We start from the raw sequence: 18,762 nt of genomic DNA on the forward strand, positions 1-18,762 counted from the left end.
TCAATCGGCGACGGGTCCGCGACGGATTGCAGGTAGGTCTGCAAGGTTCGCTTCAAGGCGCCACCCCGGCGCTCGGGATGCTGGTCAGGCATCGTGGTTGGTAGGCGCCCCATGCTACCTCCTCTAGTCATTAATCCTGAGTCTAGGCGTGGGTCATCGGGCGATTTATGACTAGCCGAGCTGACCTGCGGAAATGCTCACATGTGGACGGGTCGCAGCAAGGAACCCCCGGCAGGCACGCTCGAGGAGCGCACGTCACCGGTTTCCACCGCCAAGCTGCGGGGGCCCGCACTCCTGGACGGAAATGGTTGCGCGAGCGGCAACACTCCGCTAGGTTCCCCTTAGGTCTCTTTGCCCCCGCTCCAGACGGAGTGAGGGCGCACCGGCTGCTACCGGTACGCCCTCAGCGACAGACCCGAGTGAACGCTGCGAAAGCGAGGATCCGTCATGGGTCAGTCTAGGGATGCCGCGTGCCCGCGGCCAGCCCGTGTGGTCTCTTGGACGTTCCGGTTCGACGCCGGCCCTCAGGTCTGGGACTGGACGACCGGGCCGCCAGATGTGCCCGCCTTGCGTTCGATCCGTGCCCCACGGTCGACGGAGAAGAGTCGCCACATCCCAGTCCAGGCTCACTCCGTCACGCTCGACGGTCCGATCCGTCTGGAGTCCGGGCTCGAGCACGATCTGGTGCGTGAGCTCGACCGAGACCCGGACGTGGTCTGGATGGTGTCGCAACCCGCCCGGCTCGCGCTCAGCACGGCCAACCGCCGGTCCAGAGTGCACACTCCCGACCTCCTGGTCCTCGGGCGGGAGGGTGCCGTGACCATCTGGGACGTCCGGCCCGTCGAGCGGCAGGACGAGAAGTTCGTCGAGAGCCGCGACCTGACCGAGGCGGCGTGCGGCGAGGTGGGGTGGGGCTACCGGGTCTACGGGGGCGGGTCGCCCGTGCGGCGGGACAACGTGCGGTGGCTGACGGCATACCGGCGGGTGATGCCGTGGTACCCGGCCGCCCGGGACGAGCTCCTCCGGATCTGCCGGGATCCCGGCGCGACCGTCGGGGTGGTCCTGGACGCGGACCGCGGTGCGGGCCACTTGGTCAGTGCGATGTGGCACTACGCCTGGATCGGCGCCCTCGTCGTCGACCTCGACCAACCGATTGGCCGGACGACGCCTATTCGTGCGCTCCGGGACGTGCCATGAGTGACCCGGCCGTTCCCCTCACTCTCGGGTCGCGGATCCTGACCGCGGACGGCTACGCGGTCGTCACGGACCTGGAACGCCATGGGGTGCGTCTGCGCTTCTCGACTGGAGAAGACCGATCCGTGGCCTTCACCCAGCTTCAGGCGCGAGCGGTCGGTGAGGACGGTCCACAGGCCGTCCACGCTTCCTTGTTCCCGTGGTGGCCCCAGCTCGAGGAATCGGTGCGCCGCGAGGCACTCTTCAAGCAGGAGTGCGTCCTCGAGGCACGGACCGGGTTCCGCTTCGGGCTGCGCGAGCTCGCCCAGCCCGGTGAGCCCTTCTACCCGTTCGGTGACGACTTCGGCCTCAGCTTGGCCGCGCGGTACCGCGAGATGAGCAAGGTCGTCTCCTTCGAACGCTCCGTCGACCGGGCGGTGATGCGCCGGGTCTACGACGGGGAACTGCTGCACCACCGGATCGCCCCCCGCACTCTGCAACGCTGGGACAACCTCTGGGTCGGCGGTGGGCTGCGCAGCCTCGTCGACGGGCGAGCCATCAAGGGCCGCCAGGCCTTCGACGTCATCGACGCCGACTTCCGACGGATCGCCCTGGAGAAGTTCGCGCAGTACGACGGCTCGAAGAGCCGCCCGAACCTGCAGGAGATCGAACGGCAGGTCCGCGTGGCCCTCAAGAACGAGGGCATCACCGACCCGCACCTGCCGGACCGGATCACCCAGGAGTTCCTCAGCTACCACTGGCGCGCGACCGGGTCCTCGGTGCGGGCCCAACGCTCCAAGTCCCTGCGCCGAGTCGCCGGTCACCAGAGCTACCCGGCCCAGCACCCGTCTGAGCTCGCCACCGACCTGACCATCGCCAACAACTTCGTCCTCGACCCCCTGCGGGAGCGCGCCATCAACGTCGAGGTCGGCGTCATCCACTCGATCGCCACCCGGGTCATCCACGGCATACGAGTGTTTCCGCGGGGAGCCCGCGGCATCGACGTCGGGCTCCTTGTCTATGACGCCATGCGGCAGTTCGCCATGGTCGTCGACGGAACCACCATCGACGACTTCCGCTGGTGCGGCATCCCCGAGTCCCTCGACCTTGGCGGCAACCCCGTCCACATCGGTAGACGACCCGCCGTCAAGCGTGACCTGACGATCCAAGGAGTGCACTACCTGCCCGGGGTGGCCCCCACCTCACTGCGCAGCGACCACGGCAGCATCTTCGTCGGCGAGCACTTCCGCGCCCTGCTAAACCACTTCGCCATCGAGTTGCGCCTCTCGCGCGGCAAGAAGCCCACGGACAACCCCCACTCCGAGCGGAAGATGGAGGACCTCGAACGCGCCTACCAGCAGGTGCCCGGATACAAGGGCCGCTCCATCCACCAGCGGGGACGCTTCATCGGCATCGAGGCGGACGAGCCGCTCCTGACCGCCGACGAGCTCGAGCGCCACTTCCGACGATGGGTCGCCCTCGACTACCACCGGATGCCGCACGACGGACTCACCCTGCCCGGAGCACCGGGCATCCGCCTGACCCCCTTGGAGATGCACGACGCCCTCGCGGACGCAACGGGCCGCATCCTCGTGCCGCAGCACCCCGATCTGCTCTACCAGTTCCTCCCGATCATCTGGCTGTCCCCCGGGCACGCCGGTGTCGAGCACAAGAACCTGACCTATGACGCGGCCGTCCTCGAAGACTTCCGCTCGGTCAGGCCCGGAACCTTCCGTGCGCAGGACTCGGCCATCCCCTTCCACATCGACCCACGCGACGTCACCCGCCTCTGGTTCCGTCACCCGGACACCGACCGGATCCACGAGGTCCCGTGGAAAGCGCGACACCTGATCCACGCACCTCTCGGCGATGTCGTCCGCGACAGGGCCCTGGAGCGCATCAAGGAACGCGGGGGCAACCGATCCATCAACAAGACCCGCGTCATGCGCCAGATCATCGATGAGATCGGCGAGCTCACCGCAGCCCCAACCACGGACGAGTGGCGCTCCAAGCTCGCTGCCGCGCAACTGCGTTGGGAGCAGTCGCAACGCGACCACGCCGAGGTCGCCGACGCACACCGTCAACTGGAGGAGCAGGCCGCAGCAGGACTCCCGAGGATCCACGGAGCAGAGGGGAACACCACCCTCGACCGGGCGCAGAACTCTTCCTCTGACTTCGACGCCCCGCTTCCGGACTACGACGAGGAGGCGATCTGATGGACGCACGCCTGTGGCACCAGCAAGCGACCGCACCATCGATCGCTCTGCCCCCGCCGGTCCCGGTGGAAGTGTTCGACGAGACGCCGGACGCGGCTCAGGACGCCTACTGGGAAGTGCTCAGCTCTGGGTTGGCCACCGTCGTACTGCCGTCGGCCCTGGCGCGGCGTGCCGCCACGCGACTGACCCGGCTGGTGGAGCGCAACACCCTCCGCCCGCCGGGTGCGAAGGCCATCGGGTCGGTCAGCGCCCCGTTCGCGGTCGGGAAGTCGACGTTCGTCAAGGACTGGGCCCAGGCGGCATACCGGGACCTGCTCGGCCCCGCCTGCGCGGACCCGCGGCCGACGTGGAACCCCGAACCAGGGGTCACCGCGGACTGGATCCCGCACGTCTACATCACGCTGCGGGCGGCCTCCAGGATCCGTGACGTGCTCGCCGCGCTGCTGCTGACGATGGGCTACCCCAGCGAGGGCCTGGTCCGGGTCACCACGACCCGGGTGGTGCACGCCTTCCGCCAGCACGGCGTGCGGCTGCTGCTCATCGATGACGCCCACTTCCTCGACGTGTCCAACAAGGACTCCCGCGACATGCTCGACTTCCTCAAGTACCTCAACACCGAGCTGGGCGAGCTGGGCGGCACGATGATCCTCATCGGCGCCGACCTGCACGATTCACCGATCTACCTGGACCCGCAGATCAACTCCCGCCTCGAACGGGTCACCCTTCGCCCGTACGGCTTCGGCACCGAGGAGGAGAAACGGGACTGGCAACGGTTCCTCAAGGACGCCGAGACCGTCCTGCTGCCCTACTTCGACTGTGCCCCGGCCGGGGTGTTCGCCCGAGACCTGGCCGGCTACATCTGGCGCCGCACCCAGGGCTACGTCGGGGACACCGCCCTGCTGCTCACCGAGGCTCTGCTGGCGGCGTTCGACGACGGCTCCGAGACGATCACTACCGACCACCTCGACTCCGTCCCCCTGTCCGCCAGGGCCGCCGCCGGTGAGGTCGACCTGCGCACCGCTGCCCCCAAGGCGTCCAAGCGTCGAGCCAAGGTCGGTGCCTCGTGAACGCATCGCTCCTGCCGGTCCGGCCCGCGCCTCACCCCGGGGAGCCGTTGTCCTCGTATGCGGTGCGGCTGGCCGACGCCAACGGCCTGGTGCGTGGCCGGGTACTTCCGGCGTGGCGACACGACATCGACGTCCCGCCGAGCGATCTGTCCACGATCGGCTCCCTCGCCGCGCTCGACCATGCGGCGGCGACGCAGCTGACGATGGACCGCTACCCGCTGACGGTCCGTGGCCACGGGCCCCAGCGTCGCCACGGGTGGCGACTGCACCACGCCGTGGCCTGGGTATGCCCATCCTGCACGGTGTCGACCGGCCACCGGGAGCTGCTGTGGCAGACCGCGCTGATGCCGGTCTGCCTGCGCTGCTCCTGCTACCTGATTCGAGCCGGCTACCTGCAAGTCGCGGTCCCCGCGCACCCGCGCGTCCTCGAGGTCGTCCAGACCCTCGCAGGGCTGGCCGAGGCCTCGGTAGCGGACCGCGGTGCCAGGCAGGTGCTGTACCGGCGGCGTCGCCGCTGCCAAGACCTGGCCGCCACGATCGACAGCGACTCCTTGGGCCGGGGTGGCGACCTGCCTCCGGTGGACCTGGACGCCGCTCGGAGGTGGGGTGCCTACCCCTGCCCGGACCCAACCACCGTCGCAGCGCTACTGGTCCTAACCGGCCCACGTCGTGGTGGACGCAGCAAGCCCGCTCACCTGCGCTGCCACCAATCGGCCCTCTTCAACGATGCCGACCGCGACCGGCTGGACTGGTTCCTCACCCGGTTGCGTCACCACGTCCACCAGGACGGGCTGCGCCCGGACCACGTGCCCAGCATGCTCCCGCCACCCCCAGGTGAGGAGGAGCGGACGCCCGGCGCGTGGCTGTCGCTGACCCGCGCCGCCACCGCCCTGCACATGCTCATCAGCCACGCCGCCGGCCACGCCGAGACGCCGGGAGAGGCGATGACCGCTCTGGGGGTCGTCGGCATCCCCTCCTGCGTGCTCATCGACGGCATCCACGCCGGGCAGGGCCTGCGCGAGCAGGACGGCGACCTGCTCACCCCCGCCGCGTTGCAGGAGCTGCTGGCAGCCGGGTTGATCGACTACCAGCGCCGCCGCGACATTCTTCGAGCCGTCACCCGGCTGCCCCGGACCACCCACCGGCGGCTGCCCTCGGTGATCACCACGAAACCGGCCTTCAGGAGACTGGCGCTGGCGTGGATCTGGACCCGGTTCACCCACGGCCCCATGCGCTCCAGCGCTTGGCCGGCCATACCCGACCGCGACGTTCAAGCCTTCGACCAGCGGATCGACCCGGAGACGCGCCTGCTGCTTCACGAGACGGGGCAACAACTCATCGCCGACACCGACCTGCTCCAGATCCCAGCGGCCCAGAGCACGTGGGCCGGCATCGCCAGGAGGTACGGATGACACCCGACGACAACACACCCGGCGAGTCAGTGGAGCAGCTGGCCAGGCGTCTGCTCGAGGCGATCGACGACACCCCGATAGCCGCGATGGACGCCACCTTCTACGCCCACTACTTCGAGGAGCTACGCCTGATCGTCGAAGCCTTCCTCGACCCCACACAGGCTCGGTCACCGACGCCGGAGCAGCGGGTCTGGATCGTCTGGGACTGCCAAGACCCCGTCGCCTGCTACCTGAGCGGGCAGGAGGCCGCCGAGGCATGCGCCGATCTGCAGCAGCAGCTGCGGTGCGCTCACGGCCCCGACCTCGAACTCTCCGGCTGCATCACTATCAGCAGCGCGACCCTCGAACCCGCCCGGTGCACCCAGACGGGAGTCCGTCGATGAGGGGCATCAGCCGCGAGGCTCTCGCCCGCGACGCCGCCTGGAGCCTGGCGGACGGAAACTGCAAAGGCATGGCCGCCCGCTGGGGCCGGTGGGAACGCCACTACCTGGCAGCCGAGGCCGTCGACGACCGCGCCCGGGCCCTGCTCGCACCGGCCGAGGTCTGCATCGGATGCCCCATCCTCGCCGAGTGCTCCGACCTGGCCGAACTGTCCGGGTACACCGGCATCGCCGGCGGCCGCGCCTACCGCAACGGCCGCGAAGACACGTACCGGCTCCGCGTCCCCAGCAAGCCACGACGCGTGACGGCATGACCATTGCATCCCCGTTGCCGATCTCCGTCAGCCCTCGCGACGGAGAGTCCATCGAGTCCTGGCTCGAGCACTTAGCCGACGCCAACGGCCTCACCACCTCACAGCTCCTGAACCATCTACGCAGCCGCGGCGCCAACACCCGGTACCTGACCCTCGCCCCCGCGCCCGCGACCATCGCCACCCTCGCCGCGCTGGCCCGCATCCCAGAGCAGACCATCACAGCAGCGACCGTCAGTGCGTTCGACGGAACCGCGCTCGACCTGACCGGCCTCGACCCCGGCGACCAGGACTCCTACCGGCAGGTCGCCGCCCGCGGCTGGACCCCCGCCCACGGCACCCAGATCTGCCCCACCTGCCTCGCCGAGGACGGAGCCTGGCGCACCTGCTGGCGCCTGCTCATCGTCACCGCCTGCACCCGTCATGGCACCCTCCTGGCTATCCAGTGTCCGGCCTGCAACCGCCCGTTCCGCGACCAGCGACACTCCCACCTGCGCCGCGTCGGTGCGCGGTCCGTCTGCGGGAATCCGCTCGGGGCCGGCCCCGCAAGTCAATGCCAGCACGACCTCACCACCATCCCCGTCGAGCCCGCCGACGAAGAAGTCCTCGCCATGCAGACCCGCATTGCTGACGCCCTCACCCGGAATGCCGTCACCGTCCTGGGCGACCCTGTCGACGGAGCCGACTACCTGACCGACCTGAGGCACCTGACCACGCTCCTGCTGCACCTCGCCAGCCAACCCGACGCCCGCAGACTCGCTACCTGGCCGGCCGACCTCGCTACAGAAGCGCAGCGGCGCACCGAGCTACGTGGGCCTCGCTGGGGCCTGCGCCCGCCCGAATCTCCAGGCCTGCGTGGAGCAGCCTTGGCAACGGCCGACGCGATCCTCACTGCGCCCGACCTCGAGGCCGCCGCAGCTGCGTTGATGCCGTGGACCGAGCTCACCCCGACCACCAACGACGGAACCCTGTGCTGGCTGGCCGACCGCACCGTCATGACGCCGACGCTGACCAGGCTCGTGCTGTCCGCACGGTCGCGTCACCGCCGTCTGTCCCACCACCTCGACACCCACCCGCCGACCGGAGCCGCGATGAAGATCAACCACAAGGTCATCCCACAGGTCATCCCCCACCAGCAGTACACGGACCACCTGACCGGCGCCTCCGAGAGCGGCGAGGAGACGGTCCGACTCTTCGCCTCCCTCTCGCTGGCCCGCGCGCACCCCGACATCTCCACGTGGGCAATGGCCGCAGAAGCCCTGGGCATGCCCGGCCCCATGGGCACCAGGTGTGCCCGCGTCTGCACGCGCACCATGCTGATCACTGCGCAGGATTGGCAAGATCGGATCTGGGCAGCCATTCAGGACGTGCACCGCCGGGACTACCGCGCGACTGAAGCCAAGATCGAGCACCGCCGGCACCTGACCAGTCGCTGGTTCCAGGAGTGGGCCCGCGGGTACCGACCCGGCACCCGCGGCACCAGCTGGCCATACGGGCTCACCTGGCAGTGGGTCCATGTCGCGCACGCCCATATCGACCTCTCACCCGGGTGGCTCGACGCCGCGCCCACCGCCAAGGACCGAGCCCTCTACCGACAGTTCGAAGACTCCCTCAACGACCAGCAACAGTTCGAACTCGCCTACGCGCTCCACAAGCGTGCGTGATCTGTCAGCCTGCCCTATGCGCGACGTCTTCGCAGCGCGTCCACGAGTCGTTTCCACCAGGTCGAGTGTGCTGGAGCGCGATCGGCTGCCGCTGCAGTCTGGTCTCGCACGATGGCCGCCCGCGTCGCAGCAACGCCGATGGGCGGTAGCCACTCGACCGCGTCCCGAGTGATCAGGTAGTGCGACCGGCAGGACAATTGGCCGTTCCCGACGGATGGTCGCAAAGTTACAGACCCGTCGAACGTGAGGGTCCAGCCATCACTCGCGAGCGGGGTCACAGCCTTCGCGCCACAACCGCACGCACAGAGGTGCACGGCGGTCGAGTACTCCATCGAGATGTAGAGACGTCCCTGCTCGAGGTCGCCGGGCACATACGTCACGTAGATCGGCTCAAGTCTGTGCAGACTCACGCTACGCCGGCACCTTCGCCCGAGTCCGCTTGCTCGGAGATCCGTGCGTACTTGTTGAGAGTCTCGTTGGTGTCGATGCGATAGGTACTGTGCAGTTCGCCCTCAGTATCGGCGTAGAACTTCAGCCACTTCTTGAAGCGGATGACGGCCATCACCGCGGCAGCCATGTTGAGCTCGGCGACCTGGAGGTTCGTGTCGTACTCGGCGGCGTCACCGGCGACGACGGAGATTAGCCCGCCTTGGGTCACGTGGTCGGTTGCACCCGGGAGCCCTGTGGTGACGCGAATCTGCCCGGCGATCCCGCTGTCGTCGCTTACCCCAATGCCGGTGTCGATGAAAGGGACGCCGGCCGCGATGAGCGAGTTCACGATCGTCCACTTGTCGGGTCCGGAGTCCATCGCCAGGAACACGAAGTCAGCGTCGGTCACTTCCGAGACATTGGCTGCGGTGATGTAGGCGGCGTGGGGGTGGATGTTGCGGCGCATGCTGGCGTACATGGCCGCGTAGAAGTCGACCTTTGCCATCCGCGCGTTCAGGTCAACGACGGACGCGGCGCCTGGTGCTCGAAACGCGTTGTGCGTGCTGAAGGTGTCCCCGTCGTAGAGGTGGACGTTCCGGATCGGGGTCTTGGCGAGCAGGTCGAGGATGTAGGCGCCGGTGCCGCCGAGGCCGACGATCGCGACCTTCGACAACTCAAGCAGCTCGTTGCGGGCAGTGATGCCGGCACGGCTGGAGAAGGTGTCGAGGTAGACGAACACCCCGTCGTCTTCGTCCGTGGTGAAGGGCTTGCCCTGCAGGGGTGTCACGGTCGGATCGATCGCCTGCGCGGGCCCGAGCAGGATGGCTGCGTAGGTCGTGACCTTCTCGTAGAAGTCGACGTACCCGTCGGGCCGGGGCTTCTGGGAGAAGCCGACGGCGGGCGTCAGCTCCGGTCCGGCTGCCCATCCGGACGTAAGGCCGACGTTGGCGAACCCGGGCGAGATCTCACCCCCGTCTTTGTTGCACGGAGCCGACCCGACAAACGCCATGACGTGGTTGCTGGGCTTGACGGTTCGATCGCCGGCCATCTCCAGCGGACAGATGAACGATCCTGCCTGAACTTCCCCTTCGGAGTCGACGTACGGGATGTCGTCCACAACGAGGTAGTTCTTGACGATCCGGACGGTGTAGCCCTCGCTGACGAGGCGCTGCAGGTCGGGGCTGTCACGAACGAGTCGTGAGGCGGACATCGAAGCTCGTTCCCTTCTTCTTGACCTTGACCGACTCGCCAGCCACGAGGGTGCCACTGCCTCCGTGGGGCGCGATCGCGTTCTTGTAGGCGACGGTGAAGATCGCTGCGGGGTCGTGGCCGGGGAAGGCCAGCGCGCCCAGGCTCTTGTAGCTGACGATCTCGTCGTCGAGCGTGTGCGGGGTCCCGTTGATGACCACCGCGTAGGTCTTCGCGCGCGTCTGGACGTTGGTGTTGTCGGACATGTTGGCTCCTGAGGTTGGCGAACCGGCGGGTTGCTGGCTCCTACATGGTAGCATGATCATCATCACCCAATGGCTGATGATGATATGACAACTGAACGTGTCGAAGCGTGTCGGGCCGAAGTGGCAGCATGGGGCCGACTAGGATCCGTCAGGTGTGGATCTTCATCTCTGGGGTGATGGAACGAGGTCATGTTGCGCGTCGAGTACCACGACGAAGTGCTGCGCCGGCTCGCCGAGGAGTTGGCGTACGCACCGAAGGGGTGGGACCCGACGGTCATCAAGTCGTATCGGAAGAAGGTCCAGCTCATCACCGCAGCGGTAGACGAGCGTGACCTGTACGAGATGCGGGGTCTGCGGATGGAGAAGCTGAAGGGCGACCGCCAGGGCCAGACGTCGATGCGACTCAACGATCAGTTCCGGCTGATCCTGACCTTCAAGACCGAAGGAGGCCGCGTAGCGGTGCTCCTTGAGGTCGTGGACTACCACTGAACATCGATAGTGAGAACGAGATGAACGCAGTACTAGCCGAGGTGTTCCCCGCAGGGGAGTTCCTCGCCGACGAGCTCGAGGCACGCGGCTGGACTCAGGCCGAGTTTGCCGCCATCCTCGACCGCCCGGCGCAGTTCGTCTCCGAGATCATCTCCGGTAAGAAGGAGATCACTCGCGAGTCCGCTGCGCAGATCGGCGCTGCCCTCGGGACCAGCGCCGAGATGTGGCTTAGCCTCCAGGACCAGTACCTTCTGTGGCTGCAGAAGCAAGACTCCAAGTCGCAGAGTGATCTGGACGACGTTCGCCGTCGTGCCCGTCTCAACGCCAAAGGTCCCATCCCGCTCCTCAGGAAGGCAGGCGTCCTCACCGGCAAGTCGCTGGACGAGCTCGAGGACGAGGTCATGCGGTTCTTCGAGTTGAAGTCGCTCGATGACGAGCCGCGCCTTGCGGCCGCCGCCAAGCGCTCCAATCACGGCGAAGCCCTCTCCTCCCTCCAAACCTCCTGGCTGTACATGGTCCGTCACACTGCACGCCACAAGGCGCCAACGGCCAAGTACTCGCGGAAGGCTCTCGAAGCCGTCGGTGCGGCCTTACCGCGCATCCTCAAGAGCCCTGGGGACTTTGCCACCTTGCCAGAGACGCTTGGCCGCGTCGGTGTCCGACTGGTCTACGTCCCCGCCCTCCCAGGCGCGAAGATCGATGGCTGCGCGATGATTGTCGACGAGACCCACGTCATTGGCCTGTCTGGTCGAGGGAAACGACTCGACAAGGTGCTTTTTGCTCTGGTGCACGAGATCGCTCACCTGACTCATGGTCACGTTAAGAACGATGCGCCGATCGTCGAGACGATAGACGTTGACGACGACCCCGATGACCACTCACGTGAGGCGACCCAGGAGCGTGAGGCCAACAAGACAGCCGCCCGGTGGGTCCTGCCGGATGGGCTGCCGGAGCTTCCTGATCGACTGAGCGGGCCCTGGATCACTCAGGTCGCGGCAGATGTGGACCTCGCGCCGATCGTTCTCGTGGGCCACTTGCAGCATCTCAGGAAGTTGGACTGGCGCACCACGTTGGCGAAGGGCGCCCCGAACGTCGATGCGGTACTTGCCCGGTGGTGACTGCTGGACCGCGGGCGAGTTCCGGACTCGGGTGGAGTGCCGCTCTGGGAGCGGTGGGAACCACGTCTACGGGCCGACACCCGAGGCGTGACCAAGGAATCACGAGGGCATGGCTGGAACAGGTCACAACTCCGACGATCATCCCTGACGCTCCGTGCCGTTGCCAGCAAATTGCGCAAAGCGCAGCCGCCGCGCCCGTTGCGCAAGATTTCGCGCCGAGACCGTGCAACCTTTGCTGCACCTCGACACGAGATGCAGCCAATCTTGCTGTCGAGAAGCGCTCTAAATTAGAGCAACTCGACTTCTATCTAAGATACGAAGCCCGAATCCACCGACGGGCGCCTCGGTAGCGTCTTGTGGGCTCGGCGGCTTCTGGACATGTAGTCGCTACGTACGCGCGATGCGACCACGCTTGCCGCCACGTGGTCTCTGCGAGGAGTCGCAAGTGCGGGCAGCTTCGGCCTCGTGGATCTGGACTCGTCCCGTGGGTAGCGCTCCTCGCCACCGGCCCTCGTCCGGGGCTCCAGGACATCACCGGAGATGCCGATGCCGAGGTGGCAAGTCGTTCCACGCGCACAGGGTTGAGGCGGTAGGTCGCCGAATCTAGTCACGCTCGATCGATGTGAGGCCGCGTGACGTATTTGTTGGTGGCAGCGGTGCCGCACCCACTACGCAGCGAACCTGATGTCCGCGACCCCGAAGTCGTCATGGGGCTGGGTCAAAGCGTTGCTGCACTCGATCTACGACCAGCCCGACTCTGACGCGGTGCACGCTCAGTTCGACCGGGTCGTCGACGCCCTGGCCGAGAAGCTGCCCGCCGTGGCCGAGCACCTTGAGGAAGCCCGTACCGACATCCTGGCGTTCACCGCGTTTCCGAAGGAGATCTGGCGCCAGATCTGGTCGAACAACCCCAACGAGCGGCTCAACCGCGAGATCCGTAGGCGTACCGACGTGGTCGGGATCTTCCCCGACCGGGCCAGCATCATCCGGCTCGTCGGCGCTGTCCTGGCCGAGCAACACGACGAGTGGGCCGAAGGCCGCCGCTACCTCGGACTCGACGTCCTCGCACGCGCCCAGGCCGTCGACCACGCCATCGCCGAGGAGGTGACCGAGCCAGAACTCCAGGCACTCACTGCCTGACCGACACGCCCAACCGAGGGATCAACCTCGTACACCACCCCAGCGGACTTGACCATGCGCAGTGGCGGCTGATCGAGCCGTTGCTTCCTGCCCGCACGGGGCGTCGTGGTCGCCCCTTTGCAGATGCTCGCACGATGATCGAAGGGATCGCCTACTGTGGTTCCCCCAGATCGTGGAGGGTTTCGGGCTACGCGGCGTCCGGGACGGACGCTGCGGTGGACTGCTCGTAGTTGACGGGTGACATCATGCCAGCCGCGCTGTGGCGGCGCTGGTGGTTATAGAACCCGTAAGCCCAGTCGATGACGACCGCGGCGGGCCTGGGCGCGGGTGTCGAACTCGTGCCGGGAGAGAACTTCCCACTCCAGGGATGAGAAGAACGCCTCCGCGGCTGCATTGTCGAAGCACGACCCCACCCGGCCCATCGACTGACGGATCCCCAGGTCGGCGCACAACGTGGTGAACGAGGTCGCCGTGTAGGTCGACCCGCGGTCGGTGTGGAACACGAGACGTTCGGCCTGGTCCTCTCGCCAGATCGCCTCCTTGCCGCCGCGGGCCGTCACGGCCATCCGGATCGCCGCGCACGCCAGCTCAGCGTCGGGGTGGGCACTGGTCGCCGCGCCGAGCAGCCGGCGGGAGTACAGGTCGATGACGGTGGCCAGGTACAGCTTGCCCTCGGCCGTCGGGATCTCAGTGATGTCACCGACCCACCTGCAGTTCGGCGCTGGCGCGGTGAAGTCCCGGCACAGCAGGTCCGGGAACGGCTTCTTGGTCTTGTCTTGCCTGGTCAAGCCACCGCGCCGCTTGATGACGCGGGCGACCAGACCCTGGCGGCGCATCGATTCGGCGACCGTCTTCTCGCTGATCTCCCAGCCGGCGTCGCGCAGGTCGGCATGCAGGCGCGGGGAGCCGTGCAGCCCCTTGGCGTCCTTGAACGCGACCTTCACCGCGCGGTCGACGGAGTCGCGGCGCCGGGCGGTGTCGGTGAACAACCCGCTCGCGGCGCCCGGGCCGTTGGCGCGCTTGATCCACTTGTAGAACCACGCCAGGGAGACCCCTAGCAGGGCGCAGACGAGGGTGTGTGGCACGGCGTAGTTGGTCCTCTGGTCGGCGATGAAGCGTGCCACGCTCACTTCGTCGCCTCCTTCACCCACAGGACCACGGATCGCTTGAGGACATCACGCTCCATCCGCAGCTCGGCGTTCTCCGCGCGCAGACGCTTCAGCTCCTTGTGGTCGTCCTTGGACAGCTCGCCACGGCCCTCGCGTGCGGCGCGGGCACGTTGGACCCAGTTGCCCAGCGTGCCCTCGTTCACACCGAGATCGCGGGCGACCTGCGCGATCGGCTTGTTCGTCTCCTCGACGATCCGGACCGCTCCCTCACGGAACTCCCGGTCGTACTTCTTCCTTGTCTCTGGCATCTCGATCCTCATTGTGGATGCCTCTACGCTCCGGGGGAACCTCAGGGGGCTTCAACGGCGGGGGTTGCGGCGTCACGGCAAGCGGGACCAGTTCGAGTGCGGCGAGCATCCTGGCTGTCTCGACGAAGTCGCTGACTGTTTGAGCGCCGAGGTCGTTGCGCCAAGCGATGGCGAGCGGGGAGTGGAGGAGCCCGGTGACCGGGATGAACGCCAGGCCGGGGCGGTCGTAGTAACGCTGGGTCGATGCCTGACTGAAGGCGATTCCGCGGCCGGAGAGAATGGCCTCGAAGCACTCCTCGACGCCGCCGACCTCGGCTCCGAGCACCGGGGTGTTGCCATCACGGCTGGACGTGGCGAGCCAGAAGTCGCGCCAGTACTCCGGCGCCTTTCGGGCAACGAAGGCCTCGTCGAGCACCTCGTCGACCGACACCTGGTCCCTGGCTGCTAGCGGCGAGCTGCTGGAGGTCACCAGCACCCGCGGTTCGACGAAGAGGGTCTCGATGCTCAGCCAGTCTTGCATCAGCAGCGGCGGGCGGACGAAGGCGATATCGACGCTGCCGTTCGCCAGGCCGACGTAGGGGTCGGCGAAGTCGTGCGACCGCATCTCGACCTGGACACGCGGGTACCGGGTCTGGAAGGCCTTGAGGATCTGGGGGTGAGCTCGGCGGCCGCGTTACCCTGGAAGCCGACCACGAGCGTGCCCCGAACGCCCCGCAATGCGCCACGCGTGGCGTCGACAAGCCGGTCGGCCCCAACCAGGAGCTTGTGGGCCTCCTCAAGCAAAACCGTGCCCACCTCGGTGAGTTCGACGTGTCGGCTGGTCCGGTCGAACAGCTTGGCCCCGAGCGAGTGCTCGAGCTTGCGGATCTGCACGCTCAGAGTCGGCTGCGAGATATGCAGACGGACCGCCGCGCGACCGAAGTGCAGCTCCTCGGCGACCGCGACGAAGTACCGCAGCACGCGCAGCTCCGGCACCTCGGACATGTCTGGACCCTAACCACGGGGGACCGCAAGCACCAATAGATGTCGCCTATCGATCGATGAGGAGGCGGTATTGGACCCCGGCGACGTGACGGCGGTCTCATGGGAGGGGCGCCGCCGACCCCAGTCCGGGATCGGCAGCCACACCCTTTGGTCCCTCAGAAAGGAACCGCTCATGAGCGCGCAGACCAGCGCACCGACGGCCGAAGCCTGGGCCGAGGCGTTCGCCGAAGCCAGCAACAACGACACCGAGATCCAGGCCCACGGCAAGTATTTCACCTGCTCCTACCTCCTGGACGCCACGGACCGCACCTACGTGGTCCAAGTCGAGTCCGGCCGGGTGACCCACGTGACTTCGAACCCCGGGCCCCTGGACGTGGCCTACCAGTTCGCCATCCGCGCCAGCGCCGGCACCTGGCGCGAGTTCGGACAGCCGGTGCCGGCACCGATGTTCCACGGCATCTGGGCCGCCAGCTTCCAGCGCGACATGAAGCTCGAGGGCGACATCCTCGTGCTCATGCAGAACCTGCGCTGCATCACCCGCCAGGTCGAGCTCCTGCGCGTCGTCGGCTCCCCCGTCTGAGAAAGGAAAAGACCCATGAGCAACCCCAAGATCTCACCTGTCACCGGCCACTACGTGACTATCGATGTCGACGGCCTGGAGTACAAGGTCTTCTACCTCGAGAACGGCACCGGCCAGCCGCTGGTCTGCCAGCACACCGCCGGCTGTCACAACCACCAGTGGCGCGGCCTGCTCGAGGACGAGGAGATCACTGCGAACTACCGCGTCATCGCCTACGACCTGCCCCGCCACGGCAAGTCCGACCCGCCCGAGAACACCGAATGGTGGAAGGAGGAGTACCAGCTCTCCGCCGACCACTTCGCGAACTTCATCATCGCGCTGTGCGACGCCCTCGAGCTCGAGGACCCGATCTTCATGGGCTCCTCCTTCGGCGGCAATATCGCCCTGCAGCTCGCACTGCGCAGGCCGGACCGATTCGCCGGCGTCCTGTCCGTCGAAGGAGCCGACTACTCGCCGGGCTTCTACCTCGACTGGTGGCAGCACCCGCACGCGAACGCCGCCCAGGTGTGCGCCAGCGGCACCTGGGACCTGATGGCACCGCAGTCGCCCGAGGGCGACCGGTGGAAGACCTGGTTCTACTACTCCCAGGGCTCGGAGTCCTTCAAGGGCGACCTGCACTTCTACTCAGTCGACCACGACCTGCGCGGCAAGCTCGGCGACATCGACGGCGAGCAGTGCCCGGTCATCATGATGACTGGCGAGTACGACTACCTCACCACCCCCGAGGACAGCGAGCGCACCGCCAACGCCATCACCAACGGCTCCTTCATCAACATGCCCGAGATCGGGCACTTCCCGATGAGCGAGAACCACCCGGTGTTCCGCACCTACCTCATCCAGGCCCTCGAGGACCTGCAGAAGAAGAAGGCCAGCGTCACCAACTGACGCAGCCTTCCGGTGGGGTGGGACGGCGAGCAGCCGTCCCACCCCACCGGCGCGCCGACACCCCCGCCGACCCATGAGAGGCAACGACGATGAAGCCACCCACGCAGCCCGTGCCCATCTGGGTAGCCGGCCACCAGGTCACCGGCGAGCACACCACCCCGATCACCCCACCCGACGGTGGTGACCCAGTCGCCGAGGTCGCGGTGGCGGACCCTTCCCACGTCGAGGAAGCCGTCCAGACCGCCCACGACGTCGGACGCGAACTCGCGTCGCTCCCAGCCCACCGCCGAGCCGACGCGCTCGACCACGTCTCGCGCCGACTGACCCAAAGCCGGGAGGAGTTGGCACGACTCATCATGGCCGAGGGCGGCAAACCCATCCGCTGGTCGCGGATCGAAGTCGACCGCGCCGCAGCGACATTCCGCCTGGCATCGGAGGAGGCACGCAGGTGGTCCGGAGAGCTGCAACGGCTCGACACCGACACCGCCGGCGAGGGCCGCATCGCCCTCAACCGTCGCGTCTCGCGCGGCCCCGTCCTGGGCATCACCCCGTTCAACTTCCCCCTCAACCTCGTCGCCCACAAGGTGGCACCAGCCCTCGCCGTCGGGGCGCCGATCGTCCTCAAGCCCGCACCCGCAACCCCCCTGTCGGCCCTCTTCCTCGGCGACCTGCTCGCCGAGACCGACCTGCCGGACGGGTCTTGGTCGGTCCTCACCGTCCCCAACGACCGCATGGACGCGCTCGTGGCCGACCCGCGACTGCCAGTCGTCTCGTTTACCGGCTCGGGCCCGGTCGGCTGGCACATCCGCGACTCCGTGCCCCGCAAGCACGTCACGCTTGAGCTCGGCGGGAACGCCTCCGCCGTCGTCTGCGCGGACTGGAACAGCGACGCCGACCTCCAGCAGGCCGCCACCCGCATCGCCGCGTTCGGCATGGGACAGGCTGGCCAATCGTGCATCTCGGTTCAGCGCGTCATCGCCGACACCAGCATCTACCCACGTCTGCTCGACCTCCTCACCCACGAGGTCGGCAACCAGGTCCTCGGGGACCCCGACCACGAGGGCACGACACTCGGCCCGATGATCAACACCCGCGCCGCGGCGCGGGCAGAGTCCTGGGTGGCCGAGGCCGTCGAGGCTGGTGCGCGCGTCCTCGTCGGCGGCAGGCGGGACGGCGCCCGTCTGCAACCCACCCTGATCGTCGACGCCCCGCTGGACGCCCGCGTCAACCGCGACGAGGTCTTTGCCCCGGTGGTCTCCATGCGCGAGGTCGACGGCACCGAGGCTGCATTCGCCGCCGTCAACGACTCCGACTTCGGACTCCAGGTCGGTGTCTTCACCCACGACATCACCACCGCCTTCAAAGCCCACCGCGACCTCGACGTCGGCGGCATCATCATCGGCGACGTTCCCAGCTACCGCGCTGACCAGATGCCCTACGGCGGAACCAAGGGTTCAGGCATCGGCCGAGAGGGCGTCCGCTTCGCCATGGACGACCTCACCTATGACCGTAGCCTCGTCTTCACCGGCGCGGCCCTATAGGCCTACAGCGACTTGCTGCCGCGGACCACGGCCTCACACTGTCGAAGGAGCGAGGCCAGTTCGACCTCCGCCCGCTCGAGATCAGCAATATCCACGCCACCATCATCGGCCGTGTGGTTCCCCCCAGATCGTGGAGGGTTTCGGGCTACGCGGCGTCCGGGACGGACGCCAGCAGTCCATCATCGGAAGTCTCTGGTTCACCACTGGACAGGCACAGGAAATGTCCGACCTCGCGGGCTGCGGGGCGCTGGACCTGTCCGTACTCGAGCACCACACTTTCCCGCTGGAGAAGATCAACGAGATGCTCGACGAAGGCTTGCCCGCACGCCACGGTGGCTTCACCAACTTCATCGCGACGCCGGACCCCAGCCTCGTAACCACCTGAGCCTTGCGCGGCCCTCTACACCGCGATCAACCAGCCCCTGCCGAGTCTTGGCCAGGGGCTGGTCTGCTGCCAGACCTACCTGGCTGATTCCGGGAGAGGGCGCATGCGTCGGTTCAG

At 67.5% G+C, this 18,762-nt stretch carries 20 protein-coding genes and 1 pseudogene; 14 read left to right on the plus strand and 7 right to left on the minus strand.

Annotated features, from left to right (window positions below):
* Nucleotides 1-447 precede the first annotated feature (447 nt).
* The 7 genes from QQK49_RS19045 to QQK49_RS19075 are packed head-to-tail and all read left to right on the plus strand — an operon-like array spanning nt 448 to nt 8,223.
* Nucleotides 448-1,197, plus strand: a complete 750-nt coding sequence (locus tag QQK49_RS19045; protein ID WP_284305350.1) for a TnsA-like heteromeric transposase endonuclease subunit — start codon at nt 448-450, stop codon at nt 1,195-1,197.
* Nucleotides 1,194-3,389 (plus strand): transposase, encoded by a 2,196-nt coding sequence (locus tag QQK49_RS19050; protein WP_284305351.1) that lies wholly within the window; start codon nt 1,194-1,196, stop codon nt 3,387-3,389. The genes QQK49_RS19045 and QQK49_RS19050 overlap by 4 nt, the downstream gene beginning before the upstream one ends.
* Nucleotides 3,389-4,456 carry a TniB family NTP-binding protein gene (locus QQK49_RS19055; protein WP_284305352.1) on the plus strand — a complete coding sequence of 356 codons (1,068 nt, stop codon included), beginning with the start codon at nt 3,389-3,391 and terminating at the stop codon, nt 4,454-4,456. Before QQK49_RS19050 ends, QQK49_RS19055 begins: the two co-directional genes overlap by 1 nt.
* Entirely contained in the window at nt 4,453-5,868 is a 1,416-nt protein-coding gene (locus tag QQK49_RS19060; RefSeq protein ID WP_284305353.1) for a TniQ family protein, read from the plus strand. Before QQK49_RS19055 ends, QQK49_RS19060 begins: the two co-directional genes overlap by 4 nt.
* The gene (locus tag QQK49_RS19065; protein ID WP_284305354.1) at nt 5,865-6,251 is read left to right on the plus strand and encodes a hypothetical protein; all 387 of its coding nucleotides are present in this window, start codon (nt 5,865-5,867) and stop codon (nt 6,249-6,251) included. The genes QQK49_RS19060 and QQK49_RS19065 overlap by 4 nt, the downstream gene beginning before the upstream one ends.
* On the plus strand, nt 6,248-6,562 hold the full coding sequence (locus QQK49_RS19070) for a hypothetical protein (protein WP_284305355.1): 315 nt from the start codon (nt 6,248-6,250) through the stop codon (nt 6,560-6,562). The genes QQK49_RS19065 and QQK49_RS19070 overlap by 4 nt, the downstream gene beginning before the upstream one ends.
* Nucleotides 6,559-8,223, plus strand: coding sequence for a TniQ family protein (locus tag QQK49_RS19075; RefSeq protein ID WP_284305356.1), 1,665 nt, complete (start codon nt 6,559-6,561; stop codon nt 8,221-8,223). Before QQK49_RS19070 ends, QQK49_RS19075 begins: the two co-directional genes overlap by 4 nt.
* A gap of 14 nt (nt 8,224-8,237) precedes the next feature.
* Here the strand turns inward: QQK49_RS19075 and QQK49_RS23420 are convergent, their stop codons facing one another.
* Genes QQK49_RS23420 through QQK49_RS19085 form a run of 3 tightly spaced genes read right to left on the minus strand, consistent with a single transcriptional unit; the run spans nt 8,238 to nt 10,106 of the window.
* Entirely contained in the window at nt 8,238-8,633 is a 396-nt protein-coding gene (locus QQK49_RS23420) for a ubiquitination-like system serine protease family protein (RefSeq protein ID WP_488803209.1), read from the minus strand.
* The gene (locus tag QQK49_RS19080) at nt 8,630-9,862 is read right to left on the minus strand and encodes a ThiF family adenylyltransferase (protein ID WP_284305357.1); all 1,233 of its coding nucleotides are present in this window, start codon (nt 9,860-9,862) and stop codon (nt 8,630-8,632) included. The genes QQK49_RS23420 and QQK49_RS19080 overlap by 4 nt, the downstream gene beginning before the upstream one ends.
* Nucleotides 9,837-10,106, minus strand: a complete 270-nt coding sequence (locus tag QQK49_RS19085; RefSeq protein ID WP_284305358.1) for a multiubiquitin domain-containing protein — start codon at nt 10,104-10,106, stop codon at nt 9,837-9,839. The genes QQK49_RS19080 and QQK49_RS19085 overlap by 26 nt, the downstream gene beginning before the upstream one ends.
* A gap of 189 nt (nt 10,107-10,295) precedes the next feature.
* On the opposite strand from QQK49_RS19085, the gene QQK49_RS19090 reads away from it, so the two are divergent.
* The 3 genes and pseudogenes from QQK49_RS19090 to QQK49_RS19100 form a co-directional block, all read left to right on the plus strand.
* Nucleotides 10,296-10,595: a type II toxin-antitoxin system RelE/ParE family toxin gene (locus tag QQK49_RS19090; protein ID WP_284305359.1), complete on the plus strand. Its 300-nt coding sequence runs from the start codon at nt 10,296-10,298 to the stop codon at nt 10,593-10,595.
* 20 nt (nt 10,596-10,615) lie between these two features.
* Nucleotides 10,616-11,713 (plus strand): HigA family addiction module antitoxin, encoded by a 1,098-nt coding sequence (locus tag QQK49_RS19095; RefSeq protein WP_284305360.1) that lies wholly within the window; start codon nt 10,616-10,618, stop codon nt 11,711-11,713.
* Nucleotides 11,714-12,361: 648 nt separating this feature from the next.
* A pseudogene (locus tag QQK49_RS19100) lies at nt 12,362-12,853 on the plus strand (transposase); the annotation flags it as partial.
* Between the two features lie 275 nt (nt 12,854-13,128).
* Here QQK49_RS19100 and QQK49_RS19105 read toward each other — a convergent pair.
* Genes QQK49_RS19105 through QQK49_RS19120 form a run of 4 tightly spaced genes read right to left on the minus strand, consistent with a single transcriptional unit; the run spans nt 13,129 to nt 15,254 of the window.
* Entirely contained in the window at nt 13,129-13,977 is an 849-nt protein-coding gene (locus tag QQK49_RS19105; RefSeq protein WP_284305361.1) for an IS3 family transposase, read from the minus strand.
* A gap of 2 nt (nt 13,978-13,979) precedes the next feature.
* Complete coding sequence (locus QQK49_RS19110; RefSeq protein ID WP_075958693.1) at nt 13,980-14,270, minus strand: transposase; 291 nt, start codon at nt 14,268-14,270, stop codon at nt 13,980-13,982.
* On the minus strand, nt 14,230-14,874 hold the full coding sequence (locus QQK49_RS19115) for a LysR substrate-binding domain-containing protein (protein ID WP_284305362.1): 645 nt from the start codon (nt 14,872-14,874) through the stop codon (nt 14,230-14,232). The genes QQK49_RS19110 and QQK49_RS19115 overlap by 41 nt, the downstream gene beginning before the upstream one ends.
* On the minus strand, nt 14,790-15,254 hold the full coding sequence (locus QQK49_RS19120) for a LysR family transcriptional regulator (RefSeq protein WP_284305363.1): 465 nt from the start codon (nt 15,252-15,254) through the stop codon (nt 14,790-14,792). The genes QQK49_RS19115 and QQK49_RS19120 overlap by 85 nt, the downstream gene beginning before the upstream one ends.
* Nucleotides 15,255-15,426: 172 nt before the next feature.
* Here QQK49_RS19120 and QQK49_RS19125 point away from each other — a divergent pair, with 172 nt between their 5' ends.
* From QQK49_RS19125 to QQK49_RS19140, 4 genes are all read left to right on the plus strand, one after another.
* A complete protein-coding gene (locus tag QQK49_RS19125) occupies nt 15,427-15,834 on the plus strand; it encodes a hypothetical protein (RefSeq protein WP_284305364.1) in 408 nt (135 codons plus the stop codon).
* Nucleotides 15,835-15,849: 15 nt separating this feature from the next.
* Entirely contained in the window at nt 15,850-16,719 is an 870-nt protein-coding gene (locus QQK49_RS19130) for an alpha/beta fold hydrolase (RefSeq protein WP_284305365.1), read from the plus strand.
* Nucleotides 16,720-16,808: 89 nt separating this feature from the next.
* Complete coding sequence (locus QQK49_RS19135; RefSeq protein ID WP_284305366.1) at nt 16,809-18,260, plus strand: aldehyde dehydrogenase family protein; 1,452 nt, start codon at nt 16,809-16,811, stop codon at nt 18,258-18,260.
* Between the two features lie 220 nt (nt 18,261-18,480).
* A complete protein-coding gene (locus QQK49_RS19140) occupies nt 18,481-18,645 on the plus strand; it encodes a hypothetical protein (RefSeq protein ID WP_284305367.1) in 165 nt (54 codons plus the stop codon).
* Nucleotides 18,646-18,762 lie beyond the last annotated feature (117 nt).

The organism is Mobilicoccus caccae, from assembly GCF_030161635.1.
GTDB classification, from domain to species: domain Bacteria; phylum Actinomycetota; class Actinomycetes; order Actinomycetales; family Dermatophilaceae; genus Mobilicoccus; species Mobilicoccus caccae.

Coding starts and splice junctions, on each gene's coding strand:
- QQK49_RS19045 (WP_284305350.1), top strand. CDS start 448: ATGGGTCAGTCTAGGGATGCCGCGTGCCCGCGGCCAGCCCGTGTGGTC.
- QQK49_RS19050 (WP_284305351.1), top strand. CDS start 1,194: ATGAGTGACCCGGCCGTTCCCCTCACTCTCGGGTCGCGGATCCTGACC.
- QQK49_RS19055 (WP_284305352.1), top strand. CDS start 3,389: ATGGACGCACGCCTGTGGCACCAGCAAGCGACCGCACCATCGATCGCT.
- QQK49_RS19065 (WP_284305354.1), top strand. CDS start 5,865: ATGACACCCGACGACAACACACCCGGCGAGTCAGTGGAGCAGCTGGCC.
- QQK49_RS19070 (WP_284305355.1), top strand. CDS start 6,248: ATGAGGGGCATCAGCCGCGAGGCTCTCGCCCGCGACGCCGCCTGGAGC.
- QQK49_RS19075 (WP_284305356.1), top strand. CDS start 6,559: ATGACCATTGCATCCCCGTTGCCGATCTCCGTCAGCCCTCGCGACGGA.
- QQK49_RS19080 (WP_284305357.1), bottom strand. CDS start 9,862: ATGTCCGCCTCACGACTCGTTCGTGACAGCCCCGACCTGCAGCGCCTC.
- QQK49_RS19085 (WP_284305358.1), bottom strand. CDS start 10,106: ATGTCCGACAACACCAACGTCCAGACGCGCGCGAAGACCTACGCGGTG.
- QQK49_RS19090 (WP_284305359.1), top strand. CDS start 10,296: ATGTTGCGCGTCGAGTACCACGACGAAGTGCTGCGCCGGCTCGCCGAG.
- QQK49_RS19095 (WP_284305360.1), top strand. CDS start 10,616: ATGAACGCAGTACTAGCCGAGGTGTTCCCCGCAGGGGAGTTCCTCGCC.
- QQK49_RS19110 (WP_075958693.1), bottom strand. CDS start 14,270: ATGCCAGAGACAAGGAAGAAGTACGACCGGGAGTTCCGTGAGGGAGCG.
- QQK49_RS19115 (WP_284305362.1), bottom strand. CDS start 14,874: ATGCGGTCGCACGACTTCGCCGACCCCTACGTCGGCCTGGCGAACGGC.
- QQK49_RS19120 (WP_284305363.1), bottom strand. CDS start 15,254: ATGTCCGAGGTGCCGGAGCTGCGCGTGCTGCGGTACTTCGTCGCGGTC.
- QQK49_RS19125 (WP_284305364.1), top strand. CDS start 15,427: ATGAGCGCGCAGACCAGCGCACCGACGGCCGAAGCCTGGGCCGAGGCG.
- QQK49_RS19130 (WP_284305365.1), top strand. CDS start 15,850: ATGAGCAACCCCAAGATCTCACCTGTCACCGGCCACTACGTGACTATC.
- QQK49_RS19135 (WP_284305366.1), top strand. CDS start 16,809: ATGAAGCCACCCACGCAGCCCGTGCCCATCTGGGTAGCCGGCCACCAG.
- QQK49_RS19140 (WP_284305367.1), top strand. CDS start 18,481: ATGTCCGACCTCGCGGGCTGCGGGGCGCTGGACCTGTCCGTACTCGAG.